Here is a 17749-nt window from a genome sequence, read left to right on the forward strand (position 1 = left end):
CAATTTAACTAGGCTTTGTTACCTTATATGTATATTTAGCACTCGCCAAATAAGAGTGCTAATCGAGGTGATGATCATGCTGACAGAACGACAGCTGCGTATCCTTCAAGTGATTGTCGACGACTTTATTGAAACGGCGCAGCCAATTGGTTCGCGCGCTATTTCAACGAAGCAGGAAGTTTCCTACAGTGCGGCGACGATCCGCAATGATATGGCTGAACTGGAACAGCTCGGCTTGATCGAGAAGACGCATACCTCTTCTGGAAGGGTTCCTTCCGAAAAAGGGTATCGTTTCTACGTGGATCATCTTCTAACGCCGTTTTATCTATCTCGGCAGGATACGTCAGCAATTAGACAGACATTCTCGGCTAATATGCGCGAGATGGAGGAAGTTGTGCAGCAATCAGCAGCGCTTTTATCTGAGTTAACCAATTACACAAGTATCATATTGGGACCAGAGATGCTGGAGACGAAGCTGAAACACATACAGATTCTGACTCTATCTGATTTTACTGCTGTCTTACTCCTAGTAACAGATACAGGACATGTGGAGCATAAATCTTTTCGTATACCGAATGGAATGCACCATAGCGAGATGGAACGAGTTGTGAACATCCTGAATGACCGTTTAGCTGGCGTACCGCTTATGATGGTACCTGGCAGATTGCGAACGGAAGTACGGGAACTGCTGAAGCAGCATACGGAAAACTTTGATACGATTTTCGCATATCTGCGTTCGTTCATCGATTCTGAACAGCCGCTAAAGCTTTATTTTGGAGGTAAGGCAAACATTTTGATGCAGCCTGATTTTCAAGATATAAATAAGATTCGCTCCCTTTATACAATGATTGAGGAAGAAGGCGAGAGTTTGGCCCATCTTCTTCGAGGCGAGCAAAATGGTCTGCATGTTGCAATCGGCACAGAAAATAAACTTGATGCCATGCAGGATTGCAGCTTTGTGACTGCCAGCTATTCAGCGGACGGCGTGCATATGGGTACAGTTGCACTGCTTGGGCCTACGAGAATGGAATATTCCCGGGTTCTGTCGCTGATGCATGTCTTATCGAACAAACTGGCCAGTGCGTACCAAGACTGGCAGAAATGAAGTTGAATATGGCTTGCTACACTAGCAAGCCTTTCATATAAGCAATGCTTTTTCAGTTTCAGGAGGTGACCATCATGGCAAATGAAGAAAAAGAGAATTTGAACCAAAGCGAAGAACAGGATGCTGTAGAAGCAGAAGTAATTGATGCAGCTTCAGCTGAAGAATCCGAAACTAACGCTGAAAGCAGCGAAGCCCTGACACAGATTGAACAGGAGAGGAATGATCTCCAGAAGCGTCTGTTACGCGTACAAGCGGAATATGATAACTTCCGCAAACGTACACAGAAAGAAAAGGAAGCTGCCAGCAAATATAAATCACAGGATTTAGCGGAAGCCTTGCTTCCAGTTGTCGACAACTTGGACCGCGCTCTTCAAACTGTACAGGATGAGGAAGCGAACAAAGGGTTTGTTGATGGAATCCGCATGGTACATCGTCAATTGTTAGAGGCTTTCGACAAGCAAGGAATCGAAGCTATTGAAACAGTTGGACAGCCTTTCGATCCGCATGAGCACCAAGCAGTTATGCAGGTGGAAAATGCAGATTACGAGCCAAATACAGTTGTACAAGAACTGCAAAAAGGCTATAAGTTAAAAGACCGCGTCATTCGACCGGCTATGGTACAAGTGAATTCATAAGCACTACATATGCTTTAAAAGGAGGAAAAATACAAAATGGGTAAAATCATTGGTATTGACTTAGGTACAACAAACTCTTGTGTGTCTGTAATGGAAGGTGGCGAAGCACGCGTCATTCCGAATCCGGAAGGAAACCGTACGACACCATCCGTTGTTGCTTTTAAAAACGGAGAAAGACAAATCGGTGAAGTAGCGAAGCGACAAGCTATTACGAACCCGAATACAATCCAATCCATCAAACGTCATATGGGTACAGATTATAAAGTAGAAATCGAGGGCAAATCTTACACACCTCAAGAGATTTCTGCAATTATCCTGCAGTATATCAAGTCATTCGCAGAAGACTATCTTGGAGATACGGTTGATAAAGCAGTTGTCACAGTTCCTGCATACTTCAACGATGCGGAGCGTCAAGCTACAAAAGATGCTGGTAAAATTGCAGGTCTTGAAGTAGAGCGTATTATTAATGAGCCTACTGCAGCAGCACTTGCTTACGGTATCAACACAGAAGAAGATCAAACAATTCTTGTTTATGACCTTGGCGGCGGTACATTTGACGTATCCATCCTTGACATCGGTGACGGTACGTTTGAAGTAGTATCCACTGCAGGTGATAACCGTCTTGGCGGTGACGATTTCGACCAAGTGATTATTGATCATCTTGTTGCGGAATTCAAAAAAGAAAATGGCATCGATCTTTCAAAAGATAAAATGGCAATGCAGCGCTTGAAAGATGCAGCTGAAAAAGCGAAGAAAGATCTTTCTGGTGTAACACAGACACAAGTTTCCTTGCCGTTCATCACAGCAGGAGCAGAAGGTCCGCTTCACTTGGAACTTTCTCTATCTCGTGCGAAATTCGATGAGCTTTCTGCTGATTTAGTAGAACGTACTATGGGACCTACTCGTCAAGCATTGCGTGATGCAGAACTTTCTGCAAGCGAAATTGATAAAGTTATCCTTGTTGGTGGTTCTACTCGTATTCCTGCAGTTGTAGAAGCAATCAAAAAAGAAACTGGTCAAGAGCCTTCTAAAGGTGTTAACCCGGATGAAGTTGTTGCACTTGGTGCAGCAATCCAGGGTGGTGTCTTGCAAGGTGATGTAAAAGACGTAGTACTTCTTGACGTTACACCACTTTCTCTAGGTATTGAAACAATGGGCGGCGTATTCACGAAGTTGATCGAAAGAAATACAACAATCCCAACAAGCGCATCTCAAACATTCTCTACTGCAGCTGACAATCAGCCTTCTGTAGATATTCACGTACTTCAAGGTGAACGTGAGATGGCTGCAAACAATAAAACGCTTGGCCGTTTCCAATTGTCCGATATCCCGCCAGCACCACGCGGTGTACCACAAATCGAAGTATCCTTCGATATCGATTCCAATGGTATCGTAAATGTACGTGCGAAAGATATGGGTACAAATAAAGAACAATCTATTACGATTAAATCTTCTTCAGGTCTTTCTGATGATGAAGTAGAAAAAATGGTAAGAGAAGCGGAAGAAAACGCGGAAGAAGATAAAAAGCGTCGTGAAGAAGTAGATCTTCGCAACGAAGCAGATCAGCTTGTCTTCCAGACAGATAAAACATTGAAAGATCTTGCTGAAAATGTTTCTGACGAAGACAAACAAAAAGCAGAAGCAGCAAAAGAAGAACTTCAAAAAGCATTAGAAGGTACTGATCTTGAAGAGATTACAGCGAAGAAAGATGCTCTATCTGAACAAGTACAAGCACTTTCCATGAAACTGTATGAGCAAGCTGCACAAGCACAGCAAGCGCAAGCAGACCAAGATGGTCAAAATGCAGGCGATGATGTTGTTGATGCTGATTTCGAAGAAGTAAAAGACGACGACAAGAAGTAAGCTACTAGCAAAATGATGTAACACCCTACAAGTCAAAGCCGCTCGTGAGCAGGCTTTGACTTGTTACATGTTCAGCGGGTTTGCTGACTGTAATGCTTAATGGTATGATAAAATTTATGCAAAAAGAAGAGTCGGGAGAGTGATTGTCAGTGAGTAAGCGGGACTACTACGATGTGCTGGGCGTCGGCAAGGACGCACCGAAGGAAGAAATTAAGAAAGCATATCGTAAACTTGCGCGCAAATACCACCCAGATGTGAACAAAGCAGATGACGCTGCTGATAAGTTCAAAGAGGCAAAAGAAGCGTATGAAGTACTAGGGAATGAGCAGAAGCGGGCGCAATACGATCAATTTGGTCATGCTGGGCCGCAAAGTCAAGGATTTGGCGGAGCAGGAGCACAGGACTTCGGCGGTTTCGGTGACATCTTTGATATGTTCTTCGGCGGTGGTGGCCGTCGTCAAGATCCTAATGCACCGCGTCAGGGCGCAGATTTACAGTATACAATGACCCTTAAATTTGAAGAAGCAATATTCGGAAAAGAAACCGATATCGAGATTCCGAAAGAAGAAGAATGTGACACATGTGAGGGATCTGGAGCCAAACCGGGAACACAGCCAAAAACATGTACGCACTGTAACGGAAGCGGCCAGCTTAATGTGGAACAAAACACGCCATTTGGCCGTGTCGTGAACAAACGCGTATGTAATACATGCAGCGGAACGGGTAGAATCATACCGGATAAATGTAAGACGTGCGGAGGATCTGGCCGTGTACGTAAGCGCAATAATATTCACATTAAAATTCCAGCAGGTATCGATGATGGCCAGCAAATTCGTGTATCCGGAAAAGGAGAAGCCGGTGTCAACGGAGGACCTCCAGGAGACCTATACGTTGTAATTCAAGTTCGCAGTCATGAATTCTATGAGCGTGAAGGCGACAACATCTACTGTGAAATGCCGATAACATTCGCGCAAGCTGCGCTAGGTGATGAAATTGAAGTGCCAACAGTCCATGGCGCAGTCAAACTGAAAGTTCCTGCAGGGACGCAAACAGGACGTGTTTTCCGTTTGAAAGGCAAAGGTTCGCCAAATGTCCGTGGATACGGTCAAGGAGATCAGCATGTCAAAATCCGCGTTGTGACACCAACCAATTTGTCAGATCGTCAAAAAGAACTCCTGCGTGAACTAAATGATATTAGCGGCAATGATCCAGCTGGTGAGCAGCATGACAGCATCTTTACACGTATGAGACGTGCATTCAAAGGTGAGTCTTAATAAAAGGAGTGACGTGTACGTGAAATGGGCGGAACTGTGTATCCATACGACGAACGAAGCAATTGAACCAATCTCCAATATCTTGCATGAAGCAGGTGCTAGCGGCGTTGTAATTCAAGATCCAGAAGACTTGGTAAAGGATTACGAAACAACGTTCGGAGAAATTTATGAGTTAAATCCGGCTGATTATCCTACAGAAGGTATCTACGTCAAGGCATATTTGCCGACAAATAGTTTTCTAAGTGAATCAGTAAATGAGATCAAGGCAGCCATTACCAACTTGATAGAATATCAAATCGATATCGGAACTAATCGTGTGACGGTAAGTGAGGTAGATGAGGAAGATTGGTCAACTGCTTGGAAGAAATATTACAAACCAGTCAAAATATCTGAGAAATTTACGATTATCCCTACATGGGAAGAATATACACCTGTGGCTAGTGATGAAGTGATCATGGAACTTGATCCGGGTATGGCATTTGGAACAGGAACCCACCCGACTACCGTATTGAGTGTTCAGGCCATCGAGCGTTATATCCAAAAGGGAGATACGGTAATTGATGTTGGTTCTGGATCCGGTGTCTTGAGTATTGCTGCCGTATTACTCGGTGCCGCCCATGTACATGCTTTTGATTTGGATGATGTTGCGGTGAAGAGCACAATGGTTAATGCCGAACTCAATCATACTTCAGACAAAATCACTGCGAAGGCAAATAATTTGCTTGAAGGAGTAGCTGTTGAAGCAGATGTCATTGTTTCGAACATCCTTGCTGAGATCATATTGAAGTTCACAGATGATGCATATAAACGAATTAAACCAGGCGGCTTGTTCATTACGAGTGGTATTATCAGCCAAAAGAAAGGCGACGTAAAACAAGGGTTACTAGATGCCGGCTTCGAGATTGTCGAAGTAAATGAAATGGAAGACTGGGTTGCGATTATTGCAAGGAAGAATTAAGGCAGAGGTGAGCGGATGCAGCGCTATTTCGTAGAAGCTGCCAATTGGCAGGACGACAAAATTACGTTAGAAGGACAAGATGCTCATCACATTATTCGTGTTATGCGTATGAATGAAGGAGATCAAATTATCTGCGTCCATCCAGACGGACATGCGGCAACGTGTACGATTGATTCTTTTGCTGCCGACTGTGTCTTGGTTTCTGTAACAGAGCCGCTGGACATGGAGACCGAAATGCCGGTTGCGGTAACGATTGCTCAAGGCTTGCCAAAAGGCGATAAGCTGGAGTTGATTGTGCAAAAAGGTACAGAACTCGGCGCAGCTGGTTTTGTACCTTTTCAGGCTGCCAGGTCTGTTGTAAAATGGGATGAGAAAAAGAAGGACAAGAAGCGCCAGAGGCTTGAGAAAATTGCCAAAGAAGCTGCAGAGCAGTCCAGCCGTCAAACGATACCTTTAATTGGCGACGTGTTATCTTTTCAGTCCCTGCTGCAGAGCAGCGATACATATAAGCATAAACTGTTCGCTTATGAAGAAGCGGCTAAAGGGATGAAAGCAGATCCGCTGCGTACGGTTTTTGAGCAGATTTCTTCTACAGATAACGTACTGGTTGTTGTCGGACCAGAAGGCGGATTCAGTGAAAAAGAGGCAGATATGCTCAAGCAGGAAGGCTTCTTGCCTGTCCGTTTGGGACCGCGTATTTTACGCACAGAAACTGCTCCATTGTATATGTTAGCTAGTTTATCGTACCATTTTGAAGAATGAGGTGTTTTTTATGCCTACAGTGGCATTTCATACATTAGGCTGCAAAGTGAATCATTACGAAACAGAAGGAATCTGGCAGAAATTTAAGGCAGAAGGTTATGAGAGAGTCGATTTTGACCACCAATCTGACGTGTATGTGATCAACACTTGCACAGTTACAAATACTGGTGATAAAAAAAGTCGTCAAATCATTCGCCGAGCTGTACGTAAGAACCCAGAGGGTGTTATTTGTGTAACTGGCTGTTATGCACAAACATCTCCTGGTGAAATCATGGAGATTCCGGGGGTTGATATCGTAGTCGGTACCCAGGGCCGCGATAAAATGATTGCGCACATCGAAGAATTCAAGAAGACAAAGGAACCGATTAATGGTGTATCCAACATTATGAAGAACCGCGTATTCGAGGAAATGGATGTGCCGGCATTTACAGATCGGACACGTGCATCGCTGAAGATCCAGGAGGGCTGTAACAACTTCTGTACCTTCTGTATCATCCCATGGTCTCGCGGTCTTTTGCGCTCTCGTAATCCCGAAGATGTTATGAAACAGGCACAGCAGCTTGTAGATGCTGGTTATAAGGAAATCGTTCTTACAGGCATTCATACAGCGGGTTACGGCGAAGATATGCAAGATTACAATTTTGCTAAATTATTACGTGAATTAGAAGCGAACGTGCGCGGTTTAAAACGTATTCGTATCTCATCTATTGAAGCGAGTCAAATTACCGATGAAGTCATTCAAGTGCTGGATGAATCCGAAAAGATTGTCCGTCATTTGCATATCCCGCTGCAGTCAGGGTCTGATTCCGTGTTGACACGTATGCGTCGTAAATACTCAGCAGATTATTACCGCAGCAAGATTGAAAAAGTGAAAAAAGCACTGCCTAATTTAGCGATTACAAGTGATGTTATCGTTGGTTTTCCTGGTGAGACAGAAGAGGAATTCATGGAGACATATCGTTTCATCCAAGAAGTTGGTTATAGTGAGCTGCATGTATTTCCGTACTCCAAACGGACCGGAACACCGGCTGCGCGCATGACTAATCAAGTGGATGATGAAACCAAGAATGAGCGTGTACATCGTCTAATTGCTCTTTCTGATCAGCAAGCGAAGGAATATGCTTCTCAGTTTGAAAATGAAGTGTTAGAAGTCATTCCAGAAGAGCTTTATGATGAAAACGAATCAAATACATTATATGTTGGCTATACAGACAACTATTTAAAAGTGAAATTTGAGGCAACACCAGATATGATCGGTAAAATTGTCCGCGTAAAACTGACAAAAGCCGGGTATCCATATAACGAAGGCCAATTCGTCCGCGTGATGGAAGAAGAAAAAACAAGCGTAACTATCTAACTTAACTATAAAAGGGGTTATTTCACTTGGAAAACATTGCAGCATATATTGACCATACACTTTTAAAACCGGATGCTACAAAGGATCAGATTGATGTCATTGTCGAGGAAGCAGCAGCACATAAGTTTGCTTCTGTTTGTGTAAATCCATACTGGGTTTCTTATTGTGCAGATAAACTGCAAGGCACTGATGTGAAAGTTTGTACGGTTATTGGCTTCCCGCTTGGTGCGTCCACTAGTGCAGTGAAGGCTTTGGAAACAAAGGATGCGATCGAAAAAGGCGCTGGAGAAATTGATATGGTCATTAATATCGGTGCGTTAAAATCAGGTGATTTGGTGACAGTTGAATCAGATATCCGTGCAGTTACAGAAGCAGCTGACGGTGTGCTGACAAAGGTTATCATTGAAACTGCATTGCTGACAGAAGAAGAAAAAGTGACAGCTTGTGAGCTTGCAGTAAAAGCTGGAGCAGATTTTGTTAAAACTTCTACAGGATTTTCCGGCGGCGGAGCAACAGTGGCAGATATCGCTTTGATGCGTAATACTGTCGGGCCAGATATTGGTGTTAAAGCTTCCGGCGGTGTTCGTGACCGCGAAGCAACACTTGCGATGATTGAGGCAGGTGCTACACGAATTGGTGCTAGTGCAGGCGTGCAAATCATTGCAGGCGGTGCAGGTACAAGCGACTATTAATAGTAATTTTTATGAAATACGCAGTATTATGCACCTTTCTATTGACCAGGATTTAGCATTATATTATAATGAGCAAAGACATATGCAGCAGTGCATATGAGATAGCACATTGTTGTATGCTTCGGAGGGAGGGAAATTAGCATGTCAAACACTACTCGCGTTCGCAAAAACGAGTCTCTTGAAGATGCTCTTCGTCGCTTTAAGCGCACAGTTTCTAAAAGCGGTACTCTATCTGAATACCGTAAGCGTGAATTCTACGAAAAACCTAGTGTTCGTCGCAAGAAAAAATCTGAGGCGGCTAGAAAGCGTAAGTAAGTAAAGAGGGTGCAAAGAGATATGTCATTAACAGAACGTCTGAACCAGGATATGAAGACTGCGATGAAAGCAAGGGATAAGGAAACGCTTAGCGTTATCCGTATGGTGAAAGCCAGCCTGCAAAACGAAGCAATTCGTACTGGTAATGACACGCTGTCAGAAGATGAAGAACTTACCGTTTTATCTCGAGAGGTAAAACAACGAAAAGATTCCCTCCAAGAATTCCAAGAAGCTGGACGCGATGACCTGGTACAAAAACAAGAAGCTGAGCTTCAAGTTTTAAAAGGTTATATGCCGGAACAGCTTTCGGAAGAAGAACTTGAAGACGTTATTAAACAAACCATCGCGGAGGTAGGAGCTACTTCCAAGAAAGACATGGGTTCAGTAATGAACGCTGTCATGCCGAAAGTAAAAGGTAAAACTGATGGTTCTTTAGTTAATAAAATCGTGAATAAGCACTTGTCTTAACTGATAGTTATATGAATATCTGAGAAAATCCCAGTCACTATGGTGGCTGGGATTTTCTTTTTGTAAATACTGCTTCAAAAAATGAAACCTTTTCTTATTTGAGACGTAAAGGTAAACTGTACATAACAACTGAAACAAACAAGTCGTTCAGGAGGATTCACATGCTGCACTATATCGAGGTTACTAGCCTCCAAACAGCAACATTCACTTTTGGCGATACAATTGCCTCGTGGATTACATCTCCAGTTGTTGTGACGATTCTTTTGTCCATCGCATTTGCAGGGCTGGCGGTCGAGTTGTTCACTCCTGGTTTTGGCGCAGGAGGCATATTAGGGGTAGCCGCTGCCGGTGTTTTCCTTTATGGCCATATCGCAGGAGGGCTCCTGTCCGGTACGGATATACTTCTTTTGACTGCAGCTATTATATTACTTGTCTTGGAATTATTCGTACCTGGCGGCATTATGGGCATACTTGGTATGGTTGGGCTGCTTTGGGTTTTATTTCGCATAGCGGCAGACAAAACGGATATGATGATAAGTGTAAGTATTGCATTTATTGTAACCGTTGTTGCTGTTGTTTATGTTATCCGTATTGTCGGTTTTGAAAAAGGTATGTTCAAACCCTTTATTCTTCAGGATACGCTGAGACCTGATGCCATCCCGAGTTTGGTTTCGCTTATTGGTAAAAGTGGCATAACCACTACGCCGCTGCGTCCAACTGGCGTGGCGGAGATTGAAGATAGGAAGATGGACGTCATTACCGACGGAAGGTATATAAACCGTGGAGAAGAAATAGTTGTTATACGTACAGAAGGAACGAAAATCATCGTCAGCTCTTTGACGAATGAGGAGGAAATTAAATGAACCAAGAGATTCTTGTACCAATTATTATCGCTGCGGTCATTCTGATTGCATTGATCATCTTGTTTACATTCGTACCAGTTGCATTATGGATCAGTGCTCTAGCAGCGGGTGTTAAAATCAGTATCTTTACGCTTGTCGGAATGCGACTGAGACGTGTTATTCCATCCCGTGTAATCAGCCCGCTTATTAAAGCCCATAAAGCAGGGTTAAAGGTCGATACCAACCAGCTGGAGAGTCATTACTTAGCTGGAGGTAACGTAGACCGCGTCGTAAACGCGCTCATCGCAGCGCATCGTGCGAACATTGAACTACCATTTGAGCGTTCGGCAGCGATTGACTTGGCAGGCCGTGATGTGCTGGAAGCTGTTCAAATGAGTGTTAACCCAAAAGTAATTGAAACACCTTTCATCTCTGGTGTTGCAATTGATGGTATCGAAGTAAAAGCGAAAGCCCGAATTACTGTACGTGCTAATATCGACCGTCTAGTAGGTGGTGCCGGCGAAGATACGATCATCGCACGTGTTGGTGAAGGGATTGTTAGTACAATTGGTAGCTCTGAGAACCATTCCAATGTCCTAGAAAATCCCGATAAAATTTCTCATAATGTATTGAACCGCGGTTTGGATTCCGGAACGGCATTTGAGATTCTGTCTATCGATATTGCGGATATTGATATTGGCAAGAACATCGGTGCCATACTGCAGACGGATCAGGCTGAGGCGGATAAAAATATCGCACAAGCAAAAGCGGAAGAACGCCGGGCAATGGCGGTTGCACAAGAGCAAGAAAACTTGGCACGCGTACAAGAGATGCGTGCAAAAGTTGTGGAAGCGGAGGCAGATGTACCGCTTGCCCTTGCTGAAGCGCTTCGTTCCGGGAACATGGGCGTAATGGATTATATGAACTACCAAAATATTAATGCTGATACGACAATGCGAGACAGCATCGGCGGTTTGCCGCAAGGTGACAAAGAAGACAACGAGCTGTAAGCTTTAGAAAGGTGGCGGGAACATGTCCGACATACTGCAGTTTCTCGTTCCGCTCGTAATTGCTGGGATTGTATTTTTGTTCAATCAAGCTGGCAAAAAAGGTGACCAAGAAAAGCAGGATCCAAGGCGGACGCAGCCTCCGGTTAAAAACTGGCAGGAGAAACAGCCGCGCCAAAGCGCGGAGCGTCCCACAGAGAAGCCTGTACAGACAAAAGCACCTGAACTTGTGCAAGCTGAGAAGCAGGTCGATGAGCTTCGGAACAGAGCTGATAATGCTATTGAGCGGGTGAAGGCTGTACAGAAAGCCGCGCCTGCTCGCCAGCAGACTAAGAATCATTCTGTTACCAAACCAATTCACATAACGCGTCTATCTAGCAGACAGCTAGCAGAACAGGTGATTTGGTCAGAAATACTTGGAGAACCACGTGCAAAAAAACCGCATCGAGCATTCGGAAAGCGAGTCCATTAAGGGCTCGCTTTTTTGCTTTCCAATCTGCTTCTTATCGATTGTTCTTTCTTGCTTCTCTGCAACATAGAATGTGCTGAGGGGAGCTGATGAGAATGAAAAAATGGCAGCAGCGGATCGGAAACTGGTTCACTGAGCACCTAGATATGCCTGCTGATGTGGTGTTGGAACTCCCTCGTATAACGACCATTGGTCACTTTCACGCCTATATCGAGAATCACAGAGGGTTGATCCTCTTTTCCGATAATGAACTCCGACTGCGGCTTAACACGGGCTTTCTGCTCATTACAGGAGAGTCCTTCGTATTGAAGGTCATGCTGCCGGAGGAAATTCTGCTTGAGGGGAAAATGAAGGAATTTAAATTCATCGAATCATAAGCATGCGGAGCGGGGAGGTACGTATGAAGAAACACACACAGGATATCTATTTTACTGGATATGTAACAGTCTTAATAAAAGGTGACAGACCAGAGCTGTTTTTTAATCAGCTTGTTCAGGAGAAGGTTCTGGTCTGGGATATCGTCAAGAAGGACAATCAAACATGCGAAGCGAAAATCAGAAAGCAAGATATCAGCAAGCTTCGCATGAAACGAAGGGGGACAGGCTACAAAGTTCAATTTCGTGCGAAGCATGGGTTTCCGTTTCTCTTTACATCTATATTGCATAAGAAACCTTTGCTCTTAGGCATTTTTATAAGTATATTGAGTATCTTTCTCCTTTCCAATACCGTCTGGAAGATTGACATTAAAGGTGTCAGCCCTGAATTAGAGCACCAAATCGAGACGCAGCTAGATGAATATGGTGTACGCTTAGGAGCATTCAAATTGACCTTAGGCGCACCGGTTGATATTCAGCAGCGGTTATTACAGGATATTCCTGAACTTTTGTGGATAGGTGTACAAGAAAAAGGGACAACCTATGCATTAGAAGGTGTGCCGAAGACGATTGTGAAAGAAAAAGAAGAACCCGGACCGCGTCACCTTGTTGCGAAGAAAAAGGGTGTCATTGTGGACATGTTCGTCTCGGAAGGGGTTCCTCAAGTAGGAATTCACGATTATGTGGAACCTGGCGACGTTCTAGTCTCTGGTTTAATTGGTAAGGAACCTCCTGTTGCAACAGAAAAAGAGGAAGCGGAAAAACCGGAGGATACACGGAAGCAGGTTGCTGCAACAGGTAATGTTATTGCTCGTACGTGGTATAATGTATCTGTATCAGTTCCGCTTAAGGAAACGTATACCGTACTGAGCGGCAACCAGGAGACAAAATATGCCGCACAGTTTGGAGAGAACTTTCGAGTGCCGTTCTGGGGTTTCGGTGATTCCGGCTATAAAGACGCACAAGAGCAAACTTCTACTCGTTACTTGCGCTTTCTCCGCTGGAAGCTTCCTTTAGGAGTTACAAAAACCAGCGAATACGAGCGGGTTTCCAAACAGGTGAAGCGGACGAAAGAAGAAGCCAGGGCGCAGGCGGTAAAGCTGGCTAAACAAGATTTGCAGCTGCAAATCGGCAAAGAGTCTGACATTATTTCTCAAAAAATTTTACATGAGACTGTCGAGAATGGTAAAGTTAAATTAATCTTATACTTTCAAGTAAATGAAGATATTGCAACATCTCAACCTTTATCTCAAGGAGATTGATTATGCCCGAAGACGTGAAACGTGTGAACTTACAATTAAAAGATACCAACGAAACATTAGCTTTATTCGGTACAGAAGATCGCCATCTTAAGCAAATTGAAGAACAATTTCAAGTATCCATCGTAACTCGCGGTGATGAAGTTCGGGTAACCGGAAGAGAAGAAGATGTACGATTAACAGAAGAGCTGCTGCAAGCCTTGTCAGCTGTCATTAGACGCGGTATCCCAATTGGAGAACGTGATGTCGTATATGCAGTTGAATTGGCCAAAAAGGACAGCCTGGATCAATTTGAAACGTTATTTGATGATGAAATAACAAAGAATGCAAAAGGAAAATCAATTCGAGTCAAAACGTTAGGTCAGCGCAGTTATGTGAATGGCATCAAATCGCATGACCTGGTTTTCGGTATTGGTCCTGCTGGTACGGGAAAAACCTACTTGGCAGTCGTCATGGCCGTCAATGCTTTGAAAAAAGGTATTGTTAAACGAATTATCCTGACACGGCCAGCTGTGGAAGCTGGAGAAAGCCTTGGATTCCTTCCGGGGGATTTAAAAGAGAAGGTAGATCCATATCTCCGGCCCTTATATGATGCACTGCATGATGTAATGGGACTGGAGCAGACAACCCGGCTGATCGAGCGCGGTACAATTGAAATTGCTCCGCTTGCTTACATGCGCGGACGTACATTGGATGACGCATTTGTTATTCTGGATGAAGCACAAAATACGACAAATGCACAGATGAAGATGTTTCTGACACGGCTTGGTTTTGGTTCTAAAATGGTTATTACAGGCGACATTACACAGATTGACTTGCCGAAAGGCGCAGCTTCTGGCTTACGCTCTGTAGAAACGAGGCTTAGCAATGTAAAAGGTGTCTTTTTCACATACTTGAAACAGACAGACGTTGTACGTCACCCGCTTGTACAACGTATCATTGATGCATACGAATCAGAATAAAAATGCGAAAGGCCCGATACCGGGTCTTTTTCGGTTCGAGCGGACAGGAGGATAGAAAGTGGCTGGTAAAAAGTTCACAAATCTGTTCAAAAGGAAAGCCAAAACCGGTAATCGTACGATAATATTAATCGGGACCTTACTGCTTGGGTGCTTTTTCTTTATTGCGACAGCTTCTAACGTAACGACGAGAAATTATGATGTGCAGATTTATGATACAGCGAGTGAAACAATCCGGTCACCTATTACAATTGAGAACGAAGCAGAGACAGAAAGGCAGCGGCAGGAGGCGGGACAGCAAATAGATGATCGCTATACCGTGTCCGCAGAGATTACTGAGGCTAAGACTGACGCTGTAGATGAGATTTTTACTGCAATTGGGCAAGTGAATGATAGTGAAGAGTCGACAGATAAAAGAGTCGAGGACATAAAGCAGCTGCTATCCGAATCAATCAAGGAAGAGTTGACTGATAGGCAAATCGCCCAACTTGTACAAATTCCAGCGGAAGAAAGACAGGTCAGTGAGAAGGTCTTTTCAGATGCGATGACAGACTTTCTGGAGGATGGCGTAAAACGGGATGAGGTGCAGCAGACGCAGGAAGAAATGCGCGAGCGAATTGGATATGCGGATATTTCCAGCAAAACGAAGGAAGCGCTGCGTTCTTTGACAAGCTTTGCAATTGTGCAGAATGCTTCATTTGATGCGCAAGCGACTGCCACTCAAAAGGCAGAAGCTCAGCAGAACGTGGCAGCGGTTATGATCCGTGCAGGTGAGATTATCGTACAAGAAGGTCAGACAATTACAAATGATGTATATGAGGAATTGAGGCTTGTTGGTTTGTTGAATTCAACGAGGAATGTGCTGCCGCTGATTGGACTTGTCTTGTTGATAGCACTCCTGACAGGCATATTGACATTTGAAACAATACATACGACGAAAAAAAATGCTGGAGCGAATAAATCGGTACTGCTGTTTGTATTCTTGCTTATTTGCGTATCTGTCATCCTGCTTAAGTTAATTAGTGTGATAGGATCTACAGAAACGCATTATTACTTACTGCTGCCAACTGCAGTTGCAGCTGTACTATTCCGCCATTTATTAAGTCAGCGATTTGCCATCTGCTATGCTATTGTCTACAGTGTACTGGCTGGGGTTATTCTGAATGATGAGATACCTGGTTCTCTCAATATGGAGGCTGCTCTTTACTTTCTCTTTGCGCAGCTAGCGGCAGTTTATGCTATCCGTAATGTAAAAGATAAAGGGGCAATGGCAAAGGCGCTATTATTTTTGGCAAGTGTACAAATTATTAGTGTTTTGTTATTTGTATTCTTTGCTTTCGAGAAATATACTTGGGATGTAATAATTCTTTATTGTGGTTTCGCAGCTTTGTCAGCCTTGCTTACTGTCATTCTTGTTGCGGGCATCCTGCCGTTTGCTGAGACGGGTTTTGGGGTTTTATCGGAGACAAAACTGCTGATGCTCTCTAAACCAAATCATCCGCTGCTGAAAAAAATATTGACCGACGCACCAGGAACATACCATCACAGCATCATGGTGGCTAATTTGAGTGAAGCCGCATGTGAAGCAATTGGTGCCAATGGTTTGCTCGCCAGAGTAGGTGCTTATTATCATGACCTCGGCAAAACGAGGCAGCCGCAGCTATTCATTGAGAACCAAATGGGGCGAAAAAACCCGCACGATCATTTATCACCGCGTCAAAGTGCAGAGATTATTATTCGTCACCCTTATGATGGGGCAAAGATGCTGCAAGATAACCATTTTCCGAAAGAAATCGTGGATATGGCAAAACAGCATCATGGTACTTCGTTATTGAAGTTTTTTTATTACAAAGAAAAGGAATACAATAAAGATGTAACCGAAGACACGTATCGTTATCCTGGACCAAGACCAGCTACGAAAGAAACGGCGGTCCTGTCGATTTGTGACTCGGTGGAAGCGGCTGTCCGTTCTATGAAAGAACCGACGCAGGAAAAGATTCGCAGCTTGGTCGACTCTATTATCAAAGATAAACTAATGGATGGACAGCTCGATTGCGCCCCTTTGACAATGCAGGATTTGCAAGAAATCAAAGAAGCAATCTGCCAGGCGCTTACGGGAATCTTCCATTCCCGTATTGAATACCCAGATGAAGAGAAAGTGAAGGAGGCAAACTAATGCATATTGATTTTCATGATAATACAAATTCTGTCACAGAAGATTATATTGATCTGATCGACAGATTGATTCAATACGCTGCTGATGCAGAGGACATTACCAAAGAGGCGGAGATTTCTATCACCTTTGTTGATAATGATGAGATTCAGGTGATTAACCGAAATTATCGCCAAAAGGATACGCCGACTGATGTTATCTCTTTTGCTATGCAAGAAGAAGGAGAAGGCGAGACACAGATCATCGGAGAAGAACTGCCGGTTGTATACGGCGATATTATTATTTCCGTCGATATGGCGAAAGAGCAGGCAGAGGAATATGAACATAGTATAGAGCGGGAGCTTGGATTCCTTGCTTTACATGGTTTCCTCCATTTGCTTGGCTATGATCATATGAATGAAGCAGATGAAAAGAAGATGTTCGGAAGACAAGAGGAGATTTTGAATGGATTCGGACTCAAACGAGAAGAAAACTAAGACCGGCATTGGATTTCGCTATGCATGGAACGGCATTCGGTGGACATTTGTCCATGAGAGGAATTTTCGGATCCACACAATAGCGACGTTCATCGCGCTGTTAGCGGGCGTGCTGTTTCGTATTGAAGCAGCTGAGTGGGCGGCTGTGCTCTTAAGCATCGGTTTTGTCATCGTGACAGAGATGATTAACACAGTCGTTGAACTCATGATGGACCACCTGTCACCAGAACAAAGCAAAACAGTCGGCCTGATCAAGGATATCTCAGCGGGCGCTGTCTTTGTTGCAGCCATTACTGCTATCTGTGTCGGCTTAATTGTTTTCGTACCGAAAATGCTAACTGTACTGTAAAACCGTTCTTTAGGGACGGTTTTTCTTGTGAGGAAGGAGTGCGGGAGAGGGCTCCGCTCTGGGCTTTCTTGCTTACCATGGGCTCTTGGACTTTGTTCTGCGTCTAGCTTCAAAGGCCAGAAACTACACCATAAGCGATAAGTCCCTGCGTAAGGAAAAATCGCCTTACTCCAGGCCTTTTCACTTATCGTTCCGTTTCTAACCGGCCTTTTCCGCTTTTGATTGCCGTCTAGCTCCAAAGGCCAGAAACTACACCATAAGCGATAAGTCCCTGTGTAAGGAAAAATCGCCTTACTCCGGGCCTTCTCACTTATCGTTCCGTTTCTAACCGGCCTTTTCCGCTTTTGATTTTAATAAGACCTTTTGTCGAATGGGTGAAGTGGCGGGGGATTTGTAGTAAGATAGAGATACA

Annotated in this window: 19 protein-coding genes; all 19 read left to right on the plus strand. The window is 44.0% G+C overall.

Annotated features, from left to right (window positions below; all coding sequences use genetic code 11):
- Nucleotides 1-76 precede the first annotated feature (76 nt).
- The 19 genes from hrcA to B1K52_RS12130 all read left to right on the plus strand — a co-directional run bounded on the left by hrcA (nucleotide 77) and on the right by B1K52_RS12130 (nucleotide 17337).
- The gene (gene hrcA, locus B1K52_RS12040) at nucleotides 77-1105 is read left to right on the plus strand and encodes a heat-inducible transcriptional repressor HrcA (RefSeq protein ID WP_077308561.1); all 1029 of its coding nucleotides are present in this window, start codon (nucleotides 77-79) and stop codon (nucleotides 1103-1105) included.
- Nucleotides 1106-1179: 74 nt separating this feature from the next.
- Nucleotides 1180-1740 (plus strand): nucleotide exchange factor GrpE, encoded by a 561-nt coding sequence (gene grpE, locus B1K52_RS12045; protein WP_143588880.1) that lies wholly within the window; start codon nucleotides 1180-1182, stop codon nucleotides 1738-1740.
- A gap of 36 nt (nucleotides 1741-1776) precedes the next feature.
- Nucleotides 1777-3603: a molecular chaperone DnaK gene (dnaK, locus tag B1K52_RS12050; RefSeq protein WP_077308565.1), complete on the plus strand. Its 1827-nt coding sequence runs from the start codon at nucleotides 1777-1779 to the stop codon at nucleotides 3601-3603.
- Between the two features lie 149 nt (nucleotides 3604-3752).
- A complete protein-coding gene (gene dnaJ / locus B1K52_RS12055) occupies nucleotides 3753-4877 on the plus strand; it encodes a molecular chaperone DnaJ (protein WP_077308567.1) in 1125 nt (374 codons plus the stop codon).
- A gap of 19 nt (nucleotides 4878-4896) precedes the next feature.
- Nucleotides 4897-5835, plus strand: a complete 939-nt coding sequence (gene prmA / locus B1K52_RS12060; protein WP_077308569.1) for a 50S ribosomal protein L11 methyltransferase — start codon at nucleotides 4897-4899, stop codon at nucleotides 5833-5835.
- Between the two features lie 15 nt (nucleotides 5836-5850).
- A complete protein-coding gene (locus tag B1K52_RS12065; protein ID WP_077308571.1) occupies nucleotides 5851-6597 on the plus strand; it encodes a 16S rRNA (uracil(1498)-N(3))-methyltransferase in 747 nt (248 codons plus the stop codon).
- A gap of 10 nt (nucleotides 6598-6607) precedes the next feature.
- The gene (mtaB, locus tag B1K52_RS12070) at nucleotides 6608-7954 is read left to right on the plus strand and encodes a tRNA (N(6)-L-threonylcarbamoyladenosine(37)-C(2))-methylthiotransferase MtaB (protein ID WP_077308573.1); all 1347 of its coding nucleotides are present in this window, start codon (nucleotides 6608-6610) and stop codon (nucleotides 7952-7954) included.
- A gap of 26 nt (nucleotides 7955-7980) precedes the next feature.
- Nucleotides 7981-8646 carry a deoxyribose-phosphate aldolase gene (gene deoC / locus B1K52_RS12075; RefSeq protein ID WP_077308575.1) on the plus strand — a complete coding sequence of 222 codons (666 nt, stop codon included), beginning with the start codon at nucleotides 7981-7983 and terminating at the stop codon, nucleotides 8644-8646.
- Nucleotides 8647-8787: 141 nt separating this feature from the next.
- Complete coding sequence (gene rpsU / locus B1K52_RS12080; protein ID WP_077308578.1) at nucleotides 8788-8961, plus strand: 30S ribosomal protein S21; 174 nt, start codon at nucleotides 8788-8790, stop codon at nucleotides 8959-8961.
- Nucleotides 8962-8982: 21 nt separating this feature from the next.
- Nucleotides 8983-9429: a GatB/YqeY domain-containing protein gene (locus B1K52_RS12085; protein WP_077308580.1), complete on the plus strand. Its 447-nt coding sequence runs from the start codon at nucleotides 8983-8985 to the stop codon at nucleotides 9427-9429.
- A gap of 161 nt (nucleotides 9430-9590) precedes the next feature.
- The gene (locus tag B1K52_RS12090) at nucleotides 9591-10292 is read left to right on the plus strand and encodes an NfeD family protein (RefSeq protein ID WP_077308582.1); all 702 of its coding nucleotides are present in this window, start codon (nucleotides 9591-9593) and stop codon (nucleotides 10290-10292) included.
- Nucleotides 10289-11281 carry a flotillin-like protein FloA gene (floA, locus tag B1K52_RS12095; RefSeq protein WP_077308584.1) on the plus strand — a complete coding sequence of 331 codons (993 nt, stop codon included), beginning with the start codon at nucleotides 10289-10291 and terminating at the stop codon, nucleotides 11279-11281. The genes B1K52_RS12090 and floA overlap by 4 nt, the downstream gene beginning before the upstream one ends.
- Before the next feature lie 22 nt (nucleotides 11282-11303).
- Nucleotides 11304-11750 (plus strand): hypothetical protein, encoded by a 447-nt coding sequence (locus tag B1K52_RS12100; RefSeq protein ID WP_077308586.1) that lies wholly within the window; start codon nucleotides 11304-11306, stop codon nucleotides 11748-11750.
- A 92-nt stretch (nucleotides 11751-11842) separates the two neighbouring features.
- Nucleotides 11843-12124 (plus strand): sporulation protein YqfC, encoded by a 282-nt coding sequence (gene yqfC, locus B1K52_RS12105; protein ID WP_179106540.1) that lies wholly within the window; start codon nucleotides 11843-11845, stop codon nucleotides 12122-12124.
- Nucleotides 12125-12147: 23 nt separating this feature from the next.
- Nucleotides 12148-13383, plus strand: coding sequence for a sporulation protein YqfD (gene yqfD, locus B1K52_RS12110; protein WP_179106541.1), 1236 nt, complete (start codon nucleotides 12148-12150; stop codon nucleotides 13381-13383).
- A 2-nt stretch (nucleotides 13384-13385) separates the two neighbouring features.
- Nucleotides 13386-14342, plus strand: coding sequence for a PhoH family protein (locus tag B1K52_RS12115; RefSeq protein WP_077308592.1), 957 nt, complete (start codon nucleotides 13386-13388; stop codon nucleotides 14340-14342).
- Between the two features lie 58 nt (nucleotides 14343-14400).
- Entirely contained in the window at nucleotides 14401-16515 is a 2115-nt protein-coding gene (locus tag B1K52_RS12120) for an HD family phosphohydrolase (RefSeq protein WP_256855903.1), read from the plus strand.
- Entirely contained in the window at nucleotides 16515-16988 is a 474-nt protein-coding gene (gene ybeY / locus B1K52_RS12125; protein ID WP_077308594.1) for an rRNA maturation RNase YbeY, read from the plus strand. Before B1K52_RS12120 ends, ybeY begins: the two co-directional genes overlap by 1 nt.
- A complete protein-coding gene (locus tag B1K52_RS12130; RefSeq protein ID WP_077308596.1) occupies nucleotides 16957-17337 on the plus strand; it encodes a diacylglycerol kinase family protein in 381 nt (126 codons plus the stop codon). Before ybeY ends, B1K52_RS12130 begins: the two co-directional genes overlap by 32 nt.
- Nucleotides 17338-17749: the final 412 nt, after the last annotated feature.

Source organism: Terribacillus halophilus, assembly GCF_900162685.1.
Lineage (GTDB): Bacteria > Bacillota > Bacilli > Bacillales > Amphibacillaceae > Terribacillus > Terribacillus halophilus_A.